At 56.1% G+C, this 16,515-nt stretch carries 13 protein-coding genes; 11 read left to right on the top strand and 2 right to left on the bottom strand.

The genetic code is table 11. The features are described from left to right. Positions 1-173: 173 nt before the first annotated feature. Positions 174-674: a hypothetical protein gene (locus SH573x_RS20835; protein WP_479349697.1), complete on the bottom strand. Its 501-nt coding sequence runs from the start codon at positions 672-674 to the stop codon at positions 174-176. A gap of 437 nt (positions 675-1,111) precedes the next feature. Between SH573x_RS20835 and SH573x_RS20830 the strand changes: the two genes are divergently transcribed. From SH573x_RS20830 to SH573x_RS20790, 9 genes are all read left to right on the top strand, one after another. Next, positions 1,112-4,501: a PVC-type heme-binding CxxCH protein gene (locus tag SH573x_RS20830; protein WP_479349696.1), complete on the top strand. Its 3,390-nt coding sequence runs from the start codon at positions 1,112-1,114 to the stop codon at positions 4,499-4,501. Between the two features lie 69 nt (positions 4,502-4,570). Beyond that, a complete protein-coding gene (locus SH573x_RS20825) occupies positions 4,571-5,719 on the top strand; it encodes an NAD(P) transhydrogenase subunit alpha (RefSeq protein WP_479349695.1) in 1,149 nt (382 codons plus the stop codon). A 31-nt stretch (positions 5,720-5,750) separates the two neighbouring features. Then, on the top strand, positions 5,751-9,326 hold the full coding sequence (dnaE, locus tag SH573x_RS20820; RefSeq protein ID WP_479349694.1) for a DNA polymerase III subunit alpha: 3,576 nt from the start codon (positions 5,751-5,753) through the stop codon (positions 9,324-9,326). Between the two features lie 254 nt (positions 9,327-9,580). Further along, positions 9,581-10,009, top strand: a complete 429-nt coding sequence (locus SH573x_RS20815; RefSeq protein WP_479349693.1) for a universal stress protein — start codon at positions 9,581-9,583, stop codon at positions 10,007-10,009. 5 nt (positions 10,010-10,014) lie between these two features. Next, complete coding sequence (locus SH573x_RS20810) at positions 10,015-11,775, top strand: sensor histidine kinase (protein WP_479349692.1); 1,761 nt, start codon at positions 10,015-10,017, stop codon at positions 11,773-11,775. Between the two features lie 226 nt (positions 11,776-12,001). After that, positions 12,002-12,457: a hypothetical protein gene (locus tag SH573x_RS20805; RefSeq protein ID WP_479349691.1), complete on the top strand. Its 456-nt coding sequence runs from the start codon at positions 12,002-12,004 to the stop codon at positions 12,455-12,457. Between the two features lie 13 nt (positions 12,458-12,470). Continuing rightward, complete coding sequence (locus SH573x_RS20800) at positions 12,471-12,908, top strand: TadE family protein (protein ID WP_479349690.1); 438 nt, start codon at positions 12,471-12,473, stop codon at positions 12,906-12,908. An 8-nt stretch (positions 12,909-12,916) separates the two neighbouring features. Next, positions 12,917-13,999 (top strand): vWA domain-containing protein, encoded by a 1,083-nt coding sequence (locus tag SH573x_RS20795; protein ID WP_479349689.1) that lies wholly within the window; start codon positions 12,917-12,919, stop codon positions 13,997-13,999. Between the two features lie 19 nt (positions 14,000-14,018). Beyond that, a complete protein-coding gene (locus tag SH573x_RS20790) occupies positions 14,019-14,465 on the top strand; it encodes a TadE/TadG family type IV pilus assembly protein (RefSeq protein ID WP_479349688.1) in 447 nt (148 codons plus the stop codon). 194 nt (positions 14,466-14,659) lie between these two features. On the opposite strand, the gene SH573x_RS20785 is transcribed toward SH573x_RS20790, so the two are convergent. Next, positions 14,660-15,172, bottom strand: a complete 513-nt coding sequence (locus tag SH573x_RS20785) for a VanZ family protein (protein ID WP_479349687.1) — start codon at positions 15,170-15,172, stop codon at positions 14,660-14,662. A 93-nt stretch (positions 15,173-15,265) separates the two neighbouring features. On the opposite strand from SH573x_RS20785, the gene SH573x_RS20780 reads away from it, so the two are divergent. Both SH573x_RS20780 and tadA read left to right on the top strand, forming a co-directional pair. Continuing rightward, positions 15,266-16,027, top strand: coding sequence for a 3-keto-alpha-glucoside-1,2-lyase-like domain-containing protein (locus tag SH573x_RS20780; protein WP_479349686.1), 762 nt, complete (start codon positions 15,266-15,268; stop codon positions 16,025-16,027). Continuing rightward, entirely contained in the window at positions 16,024-16,512 is a 489-nt protein-coding gene (tadA, locus tag SH573x_RS20775) for a tRNA adenosine(34) deaminase TadA (protein ID WP_479349685.1), read from the top strand. The genes SH573x_RS20780 and tadA overlap by 4 nt, the downstream gene beginning before the upstream one ends. Positions 16,513-16,515 lie beyond the last annotated feature (3 nt).

Raw genomic sequence — 16,515 nt, 5'->3', positions numbered from 1 at the left:
GCTGGCGTCGGATTCTCGACGACCCGTGGTCTGTCCCCACACCGAGGCCGGGGACGCACACCGAGGCTGGGACGGACCTGTGGTTTGAAGATACATGGTTAGAAGGTGCTGAGCGGCTGAGGACAGCCGCTCTACGAGCCCGCGAGCGGAGACGCTCTATGTGCGGGCAGCAACTAGCCGTCGCCATAGATGAGGTGCACAACTAAGTACAACTGCGCTACGGCCACAGGCATGGCTACCAAACCGGCTACTCGCACGCGCCAGTGGGCCAGCCCCTGGATGGCGATCATCACTAGCAGCGTGCCAATGAACTTGGCTGTTATAAAGGCCGCGATCTGCTGCGTCTCAGCTACCGGACCTTGATCGAGCCCCATCAGCCAACGACCAAGCGGATTCTGTTCGTAGACATCCAACGAAACTGCATACTTGATGGTCAGGTAGGTGTCGAAGGCGGATACCAATCCGATTACGGATTTGCATGCCAACAACATCCACACACTGCTCAACACGCCCAAGCCAATTTGCTTGACCATTAGCCAAGCTCGCCCACCGCCGCGATGCATCGCCAGGGCAAATCGCATGGTGAGTTCTCGTACACGTAACTGGCGGGCCGGCAAACTGCCGGAAATGGTCGCGGGCGACTCGGCAACCGCGATGGCAGGACAACTCGACATCCTCGTTCACTCCCCTAACATGACAACCGCCTGTTGTCAGGACTTGATTCAAATCATCATTTCCGTGAACTACCCCCAGGGCACACGGCTGACGACAGAACGCCTGCAGTCGCAAAGGTGGTGCCATATCCGTTACGAATACGAAAAGAAACATCAAGGGCACTGCATGCGCCCTTGCGGCGAGCCGACCGATTGATATCACGGCTGTCCAGATGGGGGAAGTGCCGTGGAGTCTTTTGCATGCGTAAGTGTTGAGCACTTGGTGCGCAGAAAGCAGGCGAGCGTGCCTTCACTCTGCCGGTTGATCCTGAGCCAAAGTGGATCCAGCCGATGGCTCTTTTGCGGGATTGCGGATAGACTCGTTGTTTACTTCTTGTGCTTCAAACATTGGTCTCCGCAAGCACATCTTTTACCTTCTATTGGTTGGTTCTGATCGCATGGTTCGGATGTCATTGACGCGTCGCCTGAGCTTCGCACTCGCAGTCGTTGTTTCCCTAACCTTCACTATCGTCGCCAGCGCGGTACCACCGGCGAAAGAATCGGATAAGGCAACGCCAGCGACCGAGCCACACCCCGCCGGCGGTAAGGCCGCTGAAAAAGTGGCTGATGCTTCCGACGAAGGTCGACAAGCGATGGGCGGTTTCCGCAAACCCGATGGCTGGCAAGTCTCGCTGTTCGCCGCCGAACCCGAACTGGCCAACCCGGTAGCTTTGTTCGTCGATCGACTCTCACGCGTCTTCGTGTGCGAATCCTTCCGTCAAGGCAATGGCGTTACCGACAATCGCGGACATGATCAAGAATGGCTGCATGCCGACCTGGCAGCCCTGAGCGTGCAAGATCGCATCGACTATCACCACCGATTGTTGGGCGATAAAGCACAAGAGATGATCGAGCACGATGATCGCATTCGCTTGCTAGTTGACTCCGACGGCGATGGCGCAGCTGACAAAGCGACCGTCTTTGCCGATCAGTTCAACAAGATCGAAGATGGCACTGGCGCAGGCGTGCTTGAGCACAACGGTGATGTCTTCTTCACTTGTATTCCTAAACTATGGCGACTGCGCGACAAAGATGGCGACGGCGTAGCTGAAGAGCGCGAGGCACTGTATGACGGCTTTGGTGTGCGCGTCGCGTTCCGTGGTCACGACATGCACGGACTAGTGATTGGTCCCGACGGTCGGCTTTATTTCAGCATCGGTGATCGCGGTTACAACCTCAAGACCAATCAAGGCGCGTTCGTCGATCCAGAAAGCGGAGCCGTTTTTCGCTGTGAGCTGGATGGTTCCAATCTCGAAATCTTTGCTACTGGTCTGCGCAATCCGCAAGAGTTGGCTTTCGATGATTGGGGCAACTTGTTTACAGGCGACAACAATTCAGACAGCGGCGATAAGGCCCGCTGGGTCAATGTGCTCGAAGGTGGTGATACCGGTTGGCGGATGATGTATCAATACATCTCAGACCGCGGCCCGTTCAATCGCGAAAAGATTTGGCATCCTTATGCACCAGAGGTCACACCGGCCTACATCGTGCCCCCGGTCGATAATATCGCGGATGGTCCATCAGGCTTGACCTATTATCCCGGTACCGGCTTAACCAAAGAGTATCGCAATTGTTTCCTGCTGGTAGACTTTCGCGGTGGAGCCAGCAACAGCGGTATACGCCTGGTGAAGGTCAAGCCGAAGGGGGCCTTCTGGGAGATCGATCGCAATGAAGAATTGATTTGGAATATCTTGGCCACCGATGCGGACTTTGGACCTGACGGAGCCTTGTGGGTTTGCGATTGGGTCGATGGTTGGGAAGGTGAAGGCAAAGGCCGCATCTATCGCTTCTTCAATCCGAAAACTCAGGCGTCGCCGCTGGTTGAAGAAGTGCAAGCCATCTTAAAGGACGGCTTTCAACAGCTCGACAACGAACTGCTCGGACAATTGCTGGGGCATCCAGATCGACGCGTGCGCAGCGGCGCTCAACTGGAACTAGCCGCGCGCGGCGATAGCCGACAGTTCCAGCAGATGGCCACCAACGCCAGCGCCGATGTGTTTCCGCGACTCCATGCTGTCTGGGGATTGGCACAAGTGGCACGCCTAAAAACGGACGACCGTGGTGCAAATGTCAAAACGCTGGTCGCACTCTTAAACGACAAAGAGAGCGCGGTGCGCATCGCAGCAGCTACAGGCATCGGCGACGCGGGACTCGCAGCCAACCAAGCCAGCAGTGTAGCCAGCGCGCTCCTGGCAATGCTGGACGATGAAGAGCCCCGTGCTCGTTACGCAGCCGCGCTGGCGTGCGGCAAGCTGCAAGTGGCCGATGCGTTTGACGGCGTTACGAAGTTGTTGACGGACAATGCCGACCAAGACCCGGCCCTGCGTCACGCTGGCATCATGGCACTGCGCGGCATGCCCGATACCACCCGCGTGTTGAGCTTGAGCAAACATCCATCTAAGAGTGTGCGGTTGGCGGCTGTAGTGGCCCTACGCAAACGGCAAGACCCACGCGTTGCCGAGTTTCTGACTGATAGCGATGCAGCGGTGCAAACCGAAGCCGCTCGCGCGATCAATGACGTTACACAACTGCATGCCGCTTTAGATTCTCTAGCCAAAGTTCAACTAACGGCGGACTCTCCCGAACCTTTGGTCCATCGAGTCCTGAATGCCAACTATCGACTAGGCGGTGCGAGCCATGCCCAAGCCCTTGCGGCTGTGGCTGTTGACAAGGCGCGATCGGAGGACATGCGTGTCGAAGCGCTAGAGATGTTGCGCAGTTGGGCGGAACCTGGCCACTTGGATCGCGTCATGAATCGGCATGACCCATTGCCCGCACGCGATGAAGCACCGGCCCGCGATGCGCTCTCTGCCGTGCTGAAGGATGCTTTGGCTGGTCCTGAATCGCTGGCATCGTTGGCTCTAAGCGTGGCGGCGGATCTAAAGATCGAAGCCATCGCGCCCAATCTTGAAAAACTGGCGCGCGATGCTGGCAAGTCCGTCGCGGCTCGCGTCGATGCCATCAAGAGTCTATTGCGGTTGAGCGCTACCACGGCTGCACCCGTGGTCAAAGACCTGGCTGCCGATCCTCAAGGGGCCGTGCGCGCAGCGGCTCTAAGTGGACTCGCGCGGGTGGATGCAGCCACCGCAGTGCCGCTCTTGGCGGCCGCCACCCACTCCGATGACGTTCGCGAACGTCAAAGCGCCTGGGATACTTTGGCTGATGTCCAGTCGCCTGAGGCCACTCGTGTAATTGTCGAAGGTCTACAGAAATACGTGGCTGGCCAACTGCCAGCTGACGTGTGGATGAATGTTATCGAGGCCAGCGAGGGCCGCATCGATAACCAGACCCAAGCCGCTCGCGCCGCCTTCGAAGCCAAAGCTGCCGAGACCGATCCTTTGGCCGCCTATCGCGATTGCATCACCGGCGGCGATGTCAATGTTGGCAAGCAGATCTTCATGACGCGCACTGAGTTATCCTGCGTGCGTTGTCACAAAGTTGGAGATCAGGGTGGTGAAGTCGGACCAGCTCTAACAGAAATTGCCAAGACCAAAGATAGTCGTTATCTGCTGGAAGCGATCGTCAATCCCGATGCCAAGATCGCTGAGAACTTTGAAACGGCGATTATCCTCACCGATGAAGATCAAGTGCTGACCGGTATCGTCAAGAAAGAAACGGCCGAGATGGTTAGCCTAATGACGGCCGAAGGCAAAGTCATCGACGTACCTATCGATTCGATCTCGCAACGCAAGAAGGGCAAATCTTCGATGCCAGGCGATCTGATCAAACACATGACCCGCCGACAGTTGCGAGATCTGGTAGCTTATCTGAGTTCGTTGAAGAGTTAGGCGGAGTGCGCTCGTAATAATTCAGAGCGACCTCTGCGTTGGATGATCCACAGTTCAAAGGCGGAGAGCATGCGGATTGCAGTTCGGAAGGAAACCAGCCCTGGCGAGACTCGGGTGAGTATCGTCCCGGCGTCGGTGCCCGCCCTCATCAAGGCAGGATTCGAAGTTACCGTTGAAGCTGGGGCTGGATTGGCCGCCGGTCATAGCGATGCGGCGTATCAGCAAAAAGGTGCCAGCGTTGCCCGCGGCATCGATCAAATGCAATCGGCCGACATCTGCCTGGCGGTGCGCGCGGCCGGCGCGCATAAAAGCCAGTCGTGGCTAGGCGAGCTGCGCTCCGGGCAGACGGTGGTGGCGATGTGCGATCCGCTCGGATCACCCGAACCACTAACGGCCTGGGCCAGCAGTGGTATCACGCTCTTCTCGCTGGAACTGATTCCGCGCATCACAAGGGCTCAGAGTATGGATGTGCTCTCTTCGCAGGCGACCATCGCTGGTTATCGAGCTGTATTGCTGGGAGCGATTGAACTGCCCAAGATGTTTCCGATGTTGATGACAGCCGCAGGTACAATCACTTCTGCCAAAGTACTTGTACTGGGTGTCGGTGTGGCCGGCCTGCAAGCGATTGCGACGGCGCGCAAGTTGGGTGCAGTCGTCTCCGCCTATGATGTTCGTGTAGCCACGCGTGAACAGGTTGAAAGCCTGGGTGCGCGTTTTGTAGACTTGGGGCTGGATACTTCGTCGTCGGAAGATCGCGGCGGTTATGCCAAGGAACAGGATTTGTCTTTCTACGCGCGGCAACGTGAGTTGCTGGGCAAAGTCGTGGCTGGCCATGATGTCGTGATTTGTACGGCGGCTATCCCCGGCAAACGTTCGCCGCTTTTGGTTACAGCCGAGTCAGTAGACAACATGAGACCGGGTAGTGTTATCATTGACCTGGCCGCCGAACGCGGTGGCAACTGTGAAGTTACCGTCGCCGATCAGCGCGTCTTGCGTGGCGGCGTAACCTTGCTCGGCCCTACCAATATCGCCGCTGAAGTAGCCGCGGATGCCAGCCAGATGTTCAGTCACAACTTGACCAAGTTTCTTGGCAATCTAGTCGAGCACAAAAAGTTGCGGCTGGATGCCGACGACCAGATCATTCGCGAAACATTGGTAACGCACGACGGAAGAATCGCCAACGCGCGTGTCAACGCGGTGTTGGATAGCCACGAATAGTTTCCCATAGCTCAAACTCAAAATCTCATATATGACGACACGGCCGTTTGTTCATTTACATTGCCATAGCCACTACAGTTTATTGGATGGCGCCAGCCCGATATCGAAACTCATCAACCGAGCCAAGCAGCATGGCATGAATGCCTTGGCCCTCACCGATCACGGCAATCTGCACGGCGCACTGGAATTCTACAAAGGTGCCAAGGCCGCGGGGATCAATCCGATCATCGGGTACGAGGCCTATGTCGCTCCTGGCAGTCGCTTTACTCGCGGCGACGCGTCCAGTTCCAAAGATGCGACCTATCACTTGACGCTCCTGGCCAAGAACCGCACCGGCTTTCGCAACCTGGTGCGTTTGGCCTCCAAAGCCAGTTTGGAGGGTTTCTATTACAAGCCGCGTATCGATCGCGAGTTGCTGGAAGAGCTAAACGAAGGCATCATCTGTTTGAGCGGTTGCGTATCAAGCGAGTTCTCGCGCGCGATCCTGAAAGGCGGTGATACGAGCAGCATCGAACACGAAGCGGCCGAAGTGGCCGGTTGGTTCGCCAATGTTTTCAAAGACCGTTACTTCATCGAAATCATGAACAACGGTCTGCCCATCCAGCGTCAACAACTGGAAGGGGCCGTCGATATCGCTAATAAACTTGGGTTGCCGCTGGTGGCCACCAGTGACGCTCACTACGCTGATCGCGAAGACGCTTCCAGTCAGGATGTGCTGCTGTGCATCAATACTGGCAAGTTTCGCACTGACACTAATCGCATGCGTATGGAGAACGACGAGTTCTACTTGCGACCGCCGGAGGAGATGTATTCTCACTTTCCCGGGTTGGAATCGGCCGTCGCTCGGAGTCAAGAGATTGCGGACTCGGTATCGATCGAGCTGGAATTAGGCAAACGGAATTTTCCGCGCTACAGTGTGCCGCAGGAAAAAGATGCCGACGATTACTTGCGCGAAGTTTGCATGCTGGGCCTGCGCGATCGCTATCGCGATGATGACGAGATGTTGCCCGGTGGCGAACTAGCTGAAGTCGTCATGAATCGCCTCAATCGTGAATTGGGTGTGATCAAGAAATTAGGCTTTGCCAATTACTTTTTGATCGTATGGGACTTTGTGCGCCATGCGCGCGAGATTGGCGTACCCGCGACGGCTCGTGGTAGCGGGGTCGGGGCTCTGGTCTGTTACGCGCTTTACCTAAGCCACGTTTGTCCGATCAAGTACGACTTGCTGTTCGAACGATTCCTGGACGAGAACCGCCTGGAAGCACCCGATATCGATATCGACTTCTGCAAAGACCGGCGCGGCGAGATCATTCAATACGTGCGCGATAAGTACGGTGAAGCCAACGTCGCCCAAATTGGTACCTTTGGCACCTTGCAGGCCCGCGCCGCGATCAAGGACGTCGGCCGCGCGCTGGGGATGCCTTTGCCGGTGGTCAACGCGATCACCGAAATGATTCCCGATGAGCTGAAGATCACGATCAGCAAAGCTCTCGAACAAAATCCCGAGCTGCAGGCGCTCTACAACTCCGACAAGGATGTCAAAGAGGTTCTCGACTTTGCCAAGAAACTCGAAGGCCTGGCTCGCAACATCGGGACCCACGCTGCCGCAGTGGTTATCGCCGATAAGCCCCTGACCGACTATGTGCCGCTCAGCCGTGTCTCGGGCAAGAGCGATATTATCACCCAGTGGTCGATGGGTGACGTCGAAGCGGCCGGTCTGTTGAAGATGGACTTCCTGGGTCTACGCAACTTGACGATCCTCGCCAAAGCCGTGCAGGTGATCGAGCAGACTACGGGCAAGCAACTCGACATCTTGCGTTTGCCGCTAGATGATCGCGAGACCTTTGCACTGTTGCAGCGTGGTGAAACCAAGGGTGTGTTTCAGTTGGAAAGCGGTGGTATTCGCGACTTGCTGCAACGCATGAAGCCTGACCACTTCCGCGACATCATCGCCACCAATGCTCTCTATCGCCCGGGACCACTCGAAGGCGGTATGGTCGACGACTACGTGGCGGTGAAACACAAACGCAAGACTCCGGAATATTTACACCCGGTCTTGAAAGAGATCTTGGAAGAGACCCACGGGGTGATGGTCTACCAAGAACAGGTGATGCGCATCCTGAATGGGTTGGGCGGTATCGAACTGGCCAGTGCCTATACATGTATCAAGGCGATCAGCAAGAAGAAAGAAGACTTGATCGCCAAGAACGAATCCAAGTTCATGGAAGGTGCGACCGAGAAGGGGTTGACTGAAAAACAGGCTCGCGAAATGTGGGAGATGATCCTCAAGTTCGCGGGCTATGGCTTCAACAAGAGTCACTCGACCGCTTACGCACTGGTCGCCTATCAGACGGCCTTCCTCAAGGCTCACTATTCCGTCGAGTTCATGGCCGCGCTGCTGTCGGGCGATATTCCAGGCCGCAATTTCAAACGCAAGGACTCGCTCGTCGAGCACTTGGAAGATTGCGCCCGCATGAACATTACGGTTGTCCCACCCAGCGTAAACACAGCGGATATCGACTTTACGGTCAAAGACAAACAGATCTTCTTTGGATTGTCCGCCATCAAGGGTTGCGGTGGTTCATCGGGTGAAGCCATTGTGAAAGCCCGCGTAGCCGGTGGTCCCTTCACCGATATCTTTGATTTCTGCGAACGCGTGGATCCATCGGAATGCAATCGCTCGACCATTGAAACGCTGATCAAGGCCGGTGCGATGGATTGTTTTGGCGCACGTCGCTCGCAGCTGATGGCCGTGATCGATAAAGCCATCCAGGCTGGCGCGGCCGCGCTGGCTGATCGCAAGAGCGGTCAAATGAACTTTTTCGATGATATGGAGGCCGATGAGCCTCAGGGCAAGAGCGGTGTCAGTAACTCATTACCGGATATTCCCGAGTTCCCAGATAACACGCGCCTATCGATGGAAAAAGAAGTGCTGGGCATGTATCTGTCCAGCCATCCCCTGGCGCAATTCGAGCAGCAGTTGCGGATGTTTGCCACGCATACATCGGTGACGATCAAGAACTGCAAGCACCGGCAAGAAGTGCTGGTCGGCGGCATGATCAACTCGATCAAGCTGGCCACGGTTCGAGATCCCAAGCCGGGTCAACCGCACAAGTACGCCAACTTCGACCTCGAAGACATGGACGGCATCGCCCGCTGTATCTTGTGGCCCAGCGGTTATGCGACTCAAGGTGAACTGGTTCAACCCGAATCCGTGGTTCTGCTGCGCGCATCGGTCGACAAACGTGGCGAGGGTGACGAATATAATTTATTGGTAAATGAAATTATTCCGCTGGATGATGCCAGCAATCGCTTTACTGCCGGCATGCGCATCAACCTGCGCGAGCAAGAGCATTCTGAAGAAACGATTCCGCGGCTGAACGAAATCCTGCGCGGTTATCCAGGCAAACATGAAATTCAATTCACGTTGCTCATGACCACAGGCGAGACGGTGCACATCAAGACCAAACGCCACAAGGTTGATATTACGCCCGAGCTGCGTACGCGATTGGATGATCTATTGGGTAAAGAAAGTCATCGTTTGATCATGGCACCCCCCAAATTAAACAGCGGCGGAAAGCCGCAATACCAATCGCGTAAAAACTAAACCGAGGGCGTTAGCCCCGGTTCCCTAAACCGAGGGCGTTAGCCCTGGTCCCCACTAAGCCGAGGGCGTTAGCCCCGGTCCCCACTAAGCCGAGGGCGTTAGCCCCGGTTCCCACTAAGCCGAGGGCGTTAGCCGGCGGTTGCAGCGCAAGAGATTAGAAACCGGGGCTAACGCCCTCGGCTTAGTTGGACAACGGCTATCATAGATAGATAGCGCCCCAATTGATTTGACCTATGGAAACAGGAGATGCCAACATGAGCTGGTTAGTGGACAAACCCGTGGTCGTGCCTTTCGACTTCTCGGAGCACTCGGAGTTGGCTTTGCGTCGAGCTCGTACGCTGGTGAATTCGGCAGAGCAACTGCATGTGTTGCACGTGTTGCCCTTTTTGATTCCCACCGAACCAGGCGTGGTGTGGGCAACGATCGATGATGCGCAGCGCATTCAGCATGCACTGGAGAACTTGCGAGAATCGGTGGACAAACTGGATGTGGGCAATGTTGAACTGGAAGTCCGGCTGGGCGACCCTGGGCAAATCGCCTGTGACCGGGCTGAGGAGTTGGGGGCGGAATTAATCGTTCTTGGCTCGCACGGTCGAACGGGACTGACCAGAATGTTATTAGGTTCGGTCGCCGAACGCGTCGTACGATTGGCTCATTGCCAAGTGTTGGTCGTGAAAGTCTAAAGCAGATGAATCGAACGCTGGTGGCACTCTGGACGATTATTATCGGGGCCATTGTGTCGCTGGTGGCCTTGGTGTCGCTCTACAATCACCAACGTCAAACAGAAGCTCGGCTTGGTTTGCAATCGCTCCTGCGTCAGCAACTGGAGCCCTACAGCCGGGATATCGCGCAAGTTTTTGAAGGCTATGAGCGCCAGTTGACCGAGCAGCTCGCCAACTTCGATCCACGTACACCCTCAGCCATGTTGGATCTGGAACGCAACGCTCTAGTGGGCGTGGCGGTGATCGTCAGCGACGAAGGCGCGCGGGGCCGTTTGATTTATCCTAGCCCCGAACATGCGCGGCCAGAGGATCGCAGCCTGATCGCCGACGCGGTGAGTTGGCTGCGCGATAGTAATTTCACGCAGCGGGCTTCGCTGTTTAATCAGCCCTATCAAGATTCGACGGCCGTCGGACCGAGCAACGATCCAGCGACGCTTCGCGTTGTGCAGCCCACGACCAACGTTCCGTCCCAAGCTGCTTTCGGGCAACCGTCGCCGCAGCAGCGCGTGGCGCCTTCGTTAGGAACAACTTCTAACAGGGCAACCCCAAGTAGCAGCGGAGCCGTGGGGACCAATTCGGCCAACGCGCTGGAATCGAATTCGCACTGGACCACCTGGTATCATGGCCGAGGGTTGGTGTTAAGCTACTGGTCGCAAACACCTGCAGATACGTTGACGATGATCATCGTGCCGCGAGGCCGATGGCTAGCTGATGTGATTGCTGCATTGCCCGATAACACCCAAGCTCGTCAGGATGCCATCTTTCAACTGATCGATGTCGAAGGGAGCGTGATGACCCAGTGGGGCAATCTGCAGCTAGCCAGCTCGACGGGCGATCAAGTTGAAGTGGCCCTGGGCGATCCACTGGACGGTTGGCGCCTGCGTTTGAATTTGTCCGCCGAAGCATGTGCCACCGCTATGCGCACCGATTCCGGCTGGATCGGTATTCTGGCAGCTGTGGCCGCTTCGTCGACGTTGATGCTGTTGGGATTGATCATCACTCTCAATCTCAACCGTCAGCTTCGTCAAGCTGCCCAGCAAGTATCGTTTGTGAATCAAGTGTCGCACGAATTGAGAACGCCGCTAACCAACATTCGGATGTACACCGATCTGGCGCTGCAGAGTATCGAGGCCAGCGCTCACGAAGACAATCAACCAGACATGCATCGGCTGACGATCATTCAACAAGAAAGCAGCCGCTTGGGTCGCTTGATCGAAAACGTATTGACCTTTGCCCGCACCGGCCATGCCCAAAGGCCACTGAAGCTGGCCAAGATCGATAGCCTGGATGACTTGATCGATTCGATCGTCGAGACTTTTCGGCCGCAGCTCAATGAACTGGCAGTCAAGGTCGAGCGCGAGCGATGCGCCAGCCAGGCGGTTCACATCGACCGCGAGGTATTCGAGCAAATCTTGGTCAACCTGATCAGCAACGCGCTAAAGTATGCAGCCAGTGGCCGGCTGCTGCGCATCGAGTCGGCGATCGATGCGCAGCGCCTGACTGTTCGCGTCCTGGACAATGGCCCTGGGATTCCGAAGCGCATGTCGCACAGAGTCTTTCAACCCTTCATTCGTCTTCGCAATCGTCTAGAGGATCCGGCTGGAACCGGTATTGGGCTGACGATTGCTCGGCAGCTGGCGCGACAGCACGGTGGCGATTGCGTCTTGCGATCGCATGCGCCCAGTGGGTGTTGTTTTGAGTTCACCGTGCACTGTGCGTCTAAATAAGTGCGTGGGCGGCGTCCCCCGTAGCCGAAGTCGCCGGACTTTGGACAGATCGGACAAAGCTTGCCGCGCACATTACCGTTACAGACGGAATCCAATCGCACTGAATCCGCAAAAAATGTGCGGTGCTTGTGCGGCAGGTGCTTGCCAGGCGACCTAGGCTTTTCGGAATGCCAGCTCCGGTTTATGCGCCCTTTCTAGTAGTAACTCCCAGCGGAGAGTTTCGCTCATGCTCAGCCCCCGTCGCGCTCGAACGCTTGTCGACTTTGAGGTTCAGACCAGTTTGCTGCGAAAAATTGCAGTGCACTGGACGCTGCTGCTAGTAGCCAACACGGTTGGCCTGTTTTTGTGGACCTGCTTGATTAGTCTGCCCATCGACTCATGGTCAGATTTCATGCTGAACTTTGTCCGATCGTATCTGCCTGTGGTCCTTATTTCACTGGCGCTGCTGCCCGTGTTCTTGTTAGACGCAGCCAAACTGAGCAATCGGTTTGCCGGCCCGATGGTCCGCATTCGACGTGCTCTGAGTGCGGTTGTAGCCGGTGATCAAGTTGAGCCAGTCAAGTTTCGTGAGAATGACTTTTGGCGATCCTTGGCCGAAGACTTCAATCGCGCCTTGATGATTCGAGGCAATACCGAGCCTTCGCCGACAGAGCAGTCCACCTCTGCTCCTGTCACCAAGTGAGGTTATTGCACTCATGAATACTTTAATGCCTAGTCACGCACGTGCTGCGAGCTGCCGACGATCGCTACGGCGACGTCAGCGGGGTGGAGCCGTGGTTGAATTCGCCGTGTGCTTGCCCATGTTGATGGTCCTGATTCTAGGATCGATCGAAGCCACGAGCGCGATCTTTTTGAAGCAATCACTGGTCGCCGCTGCTTACGAAGGAATTCGCGAAGCTGCTCGCTCACGCGGTACGGCCGCATCGGCGGACGAGTATGCCCGTAACGTTCTCAACGCGCGGCAAGTTCGATCGTATCGCGTGGTCTTCAATCCGGCTGAACCGGCTCGAGTGGCCCGTGGCCAACGAATTAGTATCGAAGTCTCCGCCCCGATTTCGGCCAACAGTCCATTTATTGGCAAGGTCATTCAAGATCGCCAATTGATCGGCCGCGCCGTCATGATCAAGGAGTAGCCCCAGCCATGCCCAACCTAGCAACTAGACAACCCAGTTCCAGCCTACGCGCCGCTCCGAAGCGCGTCGTGCGATCGCGTGCCAAGGGTTCGCGACGCGGTGCGATGCTGGTCATCATTGCCGTGATGATTCTCGCCTTCATGGTGACGGTCGCATTTTCGGTGGATATCGCTTACATGCACTTGGTGCGCAGCGAACTTCGCACTGCCACCGATGCTGCCTCGAAAGCTGCCTCGCAAACTCTGGTGCAGACCGCTGACCGACAGAGCGCTATCGCCGCTGCTCAAGCGATTGGCCGTGAGCATCTCGTCGGCGGAAAACCGCTCGAGATCAGCCCCAGCGAAATTCAGTTTGGCAACTCGACACCCAACGGAACCGGGGTCTATCAGTTTGTACCCAATAGCACTCCAGCCAATAGTATTCGAATCAATGGTCGGCGGACCATCGATTCACTCGGCGGTGTTGTTCCCTTGCACTTCGGAAAACTGTTCGCCGTAGATTCCTTCCAGCCTCAATACTTCTCCACGAGTACGTTTCTGGAACGCGATATTGTCTTGGTCGTCGACCGGTCCGGTTCGATGTTGGGACAGAAATGGTTGGACCTGGTCAATTCCGTGGCCGTCTTTATCAGCGTTCTTCAAACCAGCAATACGGTGGATGAGCACGTCGGCTTGGCGAGCTACTCTTCCGGTGCAACCGAGGATCAGGCGTTGACGATCGAATTGAATCGAATCAATACTGCCATGAATCGCTTGTTCCCGGCTGGCTTTACAAGTATCTCAGGCGGGATGGATGCGGGGCTTCGAGTGATGCAGCGCGGACGATCGCCCGAGTTCGTAGAACGTACGATGATTGTGATGACCGACGGTATTCACAACACCGGCCGTGATCCGATTCTATCGGCTCGTGAAATCGCTGGCGAAGGTGTAGTGATTCACGGCATTTCTTTTGGTGCCGATGCTGACCGCGGGCGCATGCAGCGCATCGCCGATATTGGACATGGCCGCAGTTTTCATGCGGAGACCGGTAGCGATTTGAGCGAAGCCTTTCGCGAAATCGCCCGCACGTTAAACACGATCATGACCGAATAAAAAACCGGAAAGCTGCATCATGGCCATGCCAAAATCACTCTCAACCAAATCACGTCGATTGCATAAGTCGCAGCCAACACGCCGCGGAGCTACCACGGTCGAAATGGCGCTGACCGTTGGGCTCGCGTTTTTCTTCTTCTTCGCAGCTCTCGAGTTTAGTCGCGTAGCCATGCTGCGCCACACCGTCGACCATGCCACCTATGAAGCTTGTCGACTCGGTGTTATTCCGGGCGCTACGGCAGCACAAGTCGAAGCCAAAGCGCGCCAGGTTCTGGGCACCGCCGGTACACGCAATACATCGGTAGTTGTCTCGCCCAATCCGATCCCGAGCAATGCACCCAAGATTACCGTCTCGATCGGATTGCCACTGGATCAAAACCTCTACGCACCAGCCGCATACTTCGGCGGCAAACGCTTCGAGCGTACCTTCACCATGGAACGCGAACTAGCCAGTCGCCCCAACTAACCGTAGCCGAAGTCACCAGACACTCGTAGCCGAAGTCGCCAGACTTTGGACGATCTACTTTCACGCTGTCCAATCTCTGGCGAGATCGGCTACAGGCAACCCCGTAGCCGAAGTCGCCAGACTTTGGACGAACTATCATTACGCGTCCAATCTCTGGCGAGATCGGCTACAGGTCCAATCTCTGGCGAGATCGGCTACGAGATACGCTTCAACTGGCGGCGTGTCAGCGGGGTGACAAAGGAGCGGAATCCCAGGCAGGCGATCACACCCAGGATGGCGCCGCAGGCATCGGCGATTACGTCAGCCACATCGGGTTGCCGGCCAGCTACAAACTGTTGGCTCCATTCGTCGAAGATCGCGTAGGCGATAGTGATCGTCAGGACGATGATGATCTGCTTGCGCAGGCTGGCGATCTTCTGCGACATGACCCAGCTCAGCAGAAAACTCAGGCCGGAAAAGGCCAGCAGATGATAAACCTTGTCCGAACCCATCGAGGGCAAGGAAGAACTGGGCAAGTGTGTCGCGACAAAGATGGCGAGCCAATAGACGCCGAGCAAAGTAGTGGTGATGCGAATCAAGGCAATAACCGTTTCCCAATGATTGGCCTTTGCAATCGTTCGTCTGGCTGATGTATACATGGGCCGCCTGCTGCGCAAGTTGAGCAAATACTTCTTCTCAACTGGCTGCATCGTCCAGGCCGTGGACAAGACTATAATCTAGCAGTCAGGCGCTCGCGATTTTACCCCTAAACTCGCCGCTCATTCGCTAGAATCGCACCTATTCACACACAAGGTGATACCATGCTAATTCCAACTCGTTCCGGCAGAATTTGGTTGCGACCGCTCGGTACTTGGGTGGCCATGGCGGTCATGCTGCTGGTTGGCAATTGGTCCGTCGCCCAGGATAAAGAAATCGATGACGACAAACCCGTCAAAGAACCGCCTGTAAAGGAAGGTTGGCTCCCGCTAACATCGCCCGCTTCGCTGGGAGACTGGGAGTCCACTAATTTCGGCGGTGAAGGCGAAGTCAAAATGGAAGACGAAATGTTGCAATTGGGGATGGGCGACCCACTGACCGGCGTCACTTGGAAGGGCAAAGAATTTCCTAAAAATAACTTCGAAATAAAACTCGAAGCCCGTCGCGTCCAAGGCAATGACTTCCTGTGCGGATTGACCTTTCCGGTGGGCGACAGTCACGCATCGTTGATCGGGGGAGGTTGGGGTGGTGGAGTAGTGGGGCTATCGAGCGTCGATGGCAATGATGCTTCGGAGAATTCGACCAGCAGCTATCGCGACTTTCAAAACAACAAATGGTACAGCTTCCGCGTGCGTGTCGACGACCAGCACGTGACTGCCTGGGTCGATGATGAGCGCGTCTTCAAACAAGATCGCAAAGGCCACGATTTTTCCGTGCGTGCAGAAGTCTTGGCCAATCGACCGCTGGGCTACTGTGTCTTTCAGTCGAAGGTCCACGTCCGCAATTTTCAATGGCGACCGCTCGACAAACCAGCGTCTGATAAGTCCGCAGAAAAACAACCCGCGGAAAAGCAACCCGTTAAATGAGCCAAGACGAGCAGTTTGACTACGACGTAGATTCCGTTTACATGATGCGCGCGTTGCAGTTGGCCGATCAGGCGGCTAGTGAAGACGAAGTCCCCGTGGGTGCGGTGGTCGTCCATGGCAGCCGCATTATTGGCGCTGGCTACAATCAGCGTGAAGCGCTGTCGGATCCCACTGCGCATGCCGAGATGATCGCCATCACCCAGGCAGCCGCGTCGCTGGCCAGCTGGCGATTGGAGGACTGCACGCTTTATGTAACGCTCGAACCCTGTCCGATGTGTGCCGGTGCAATTGTGCAAGCCCGCGTGCCACGCGTCGTGTATGGTGCGCGCGATCCTAAGGCTGGGGCGGTCGACAGTCTTTTTCGACTTCTGGACGATCCCCGCTTGAATCATCGCGCTCGAGTGACTGGCGGAGTCTTGGGGCAGGAGTGTGGTATGCTGCTGACTGAGTTCTTTGCCGAGAAACGCCGTCAAGGAAAGAAGTAATCA

Source organism: Rania fehmarnensis, assembly GCF_056494185.1.
The sequence above is the reverse complement of the archived record's forward strand: the minus strand, read 5'-3'. Positions and strand labels throughout refer to the sequence as shown.

What these genes read in the sequence shown, in the direction of transcription:
- SH573x_RS20795 (WP_479349689.1), top strand. Translation starts at nt 12,917, where the DNA reads ATGCCCAACCTAGCAACTAGACAACCCAGTTCCAGCCTACGCGCCGCT.
- SH573x_RS20780 (WP_479349686.1), top strand. Translation starts at nt 15,266, where the DNA reads ATGCTAATTCCAACTCGTTCCGGCAGAATTTGGTTGCGACCGCTCGGT.
- SH573x_RS20800 (WP_479349690.1), top strand. Translation starts at nt 12,471, where the DNA reads ATGAATACTTTAATGCCTAGTCACGCACGTGCTGCGAGCTGCCGACGA.
- SH573x_RS20815 (WP_479349693.1), top strand. Translation starts at nt 9,581, where the DNA reads ATGAGCTGGTTAGTGGACAAACCCGTGGTCGTGCCTTTCGACTTCTCG.
- SH573x_RS20830 (WP_479349696.1), top strand. Translation starts at nt 1,112, where the DNA reads ATGGTTCGGATGTCATTGACGCGTCGCCTGAGCTTCGCACTCGCAGTC.
- SH573x_RS20835 (WP_479349697.1), bottom strand. Translation starts at nt 674, where the DNA reads ATGTCGAGTTGTCCTGCCATCGCGGTTGCCGAGTCGCCCGCGACCATT.
- SH573x_RS20790 (WP_479349688.1), top strand. Translation starts at nt 14,019, where the DNA reads ATGGCCATGCCAAAATCACTCTCAACCAAATCACGTCGATTGCATAAG.
- tadA (WP_479349685.1), top strand. Translation starts at nt 16,024, where the DNA reads ATGAGCCAAGACGAGCAGTTTGACTACGACGTAGATTCCGTTTACATG.
- dnaE (WP_479349694.1), top strand. Translation starts at nt 5,751, where the DNA reads ATGACGACACGGCCGTTTGTTCATTTACATTGCCATAGCCACTACAGT.
- SH573x_RS20805 (WP_479349691.1), top strand. Translation starts at nt 12,002, where the DNA reads ATGCTCAGCCCCCGTCGCGCTCGAACGCTTGTCGACTTTGAGGTTCAG.
- SH573x_RS20810 (WP_479349692.1), top strand. Translation starts at nt 10,015, where the DNA reads ATGAATCGAACGCTGGTGGCACTCTGGACGATTATTATCGGGGCCATT.
- SH573x_RS20825 (WP_479349695.1), top strand. Translation starts at nt 4,571, where the DNA reads ATGCGGATTGCAGTTCGGAAGGAAACCAGCCCTGGCGAGACTCGGGTG.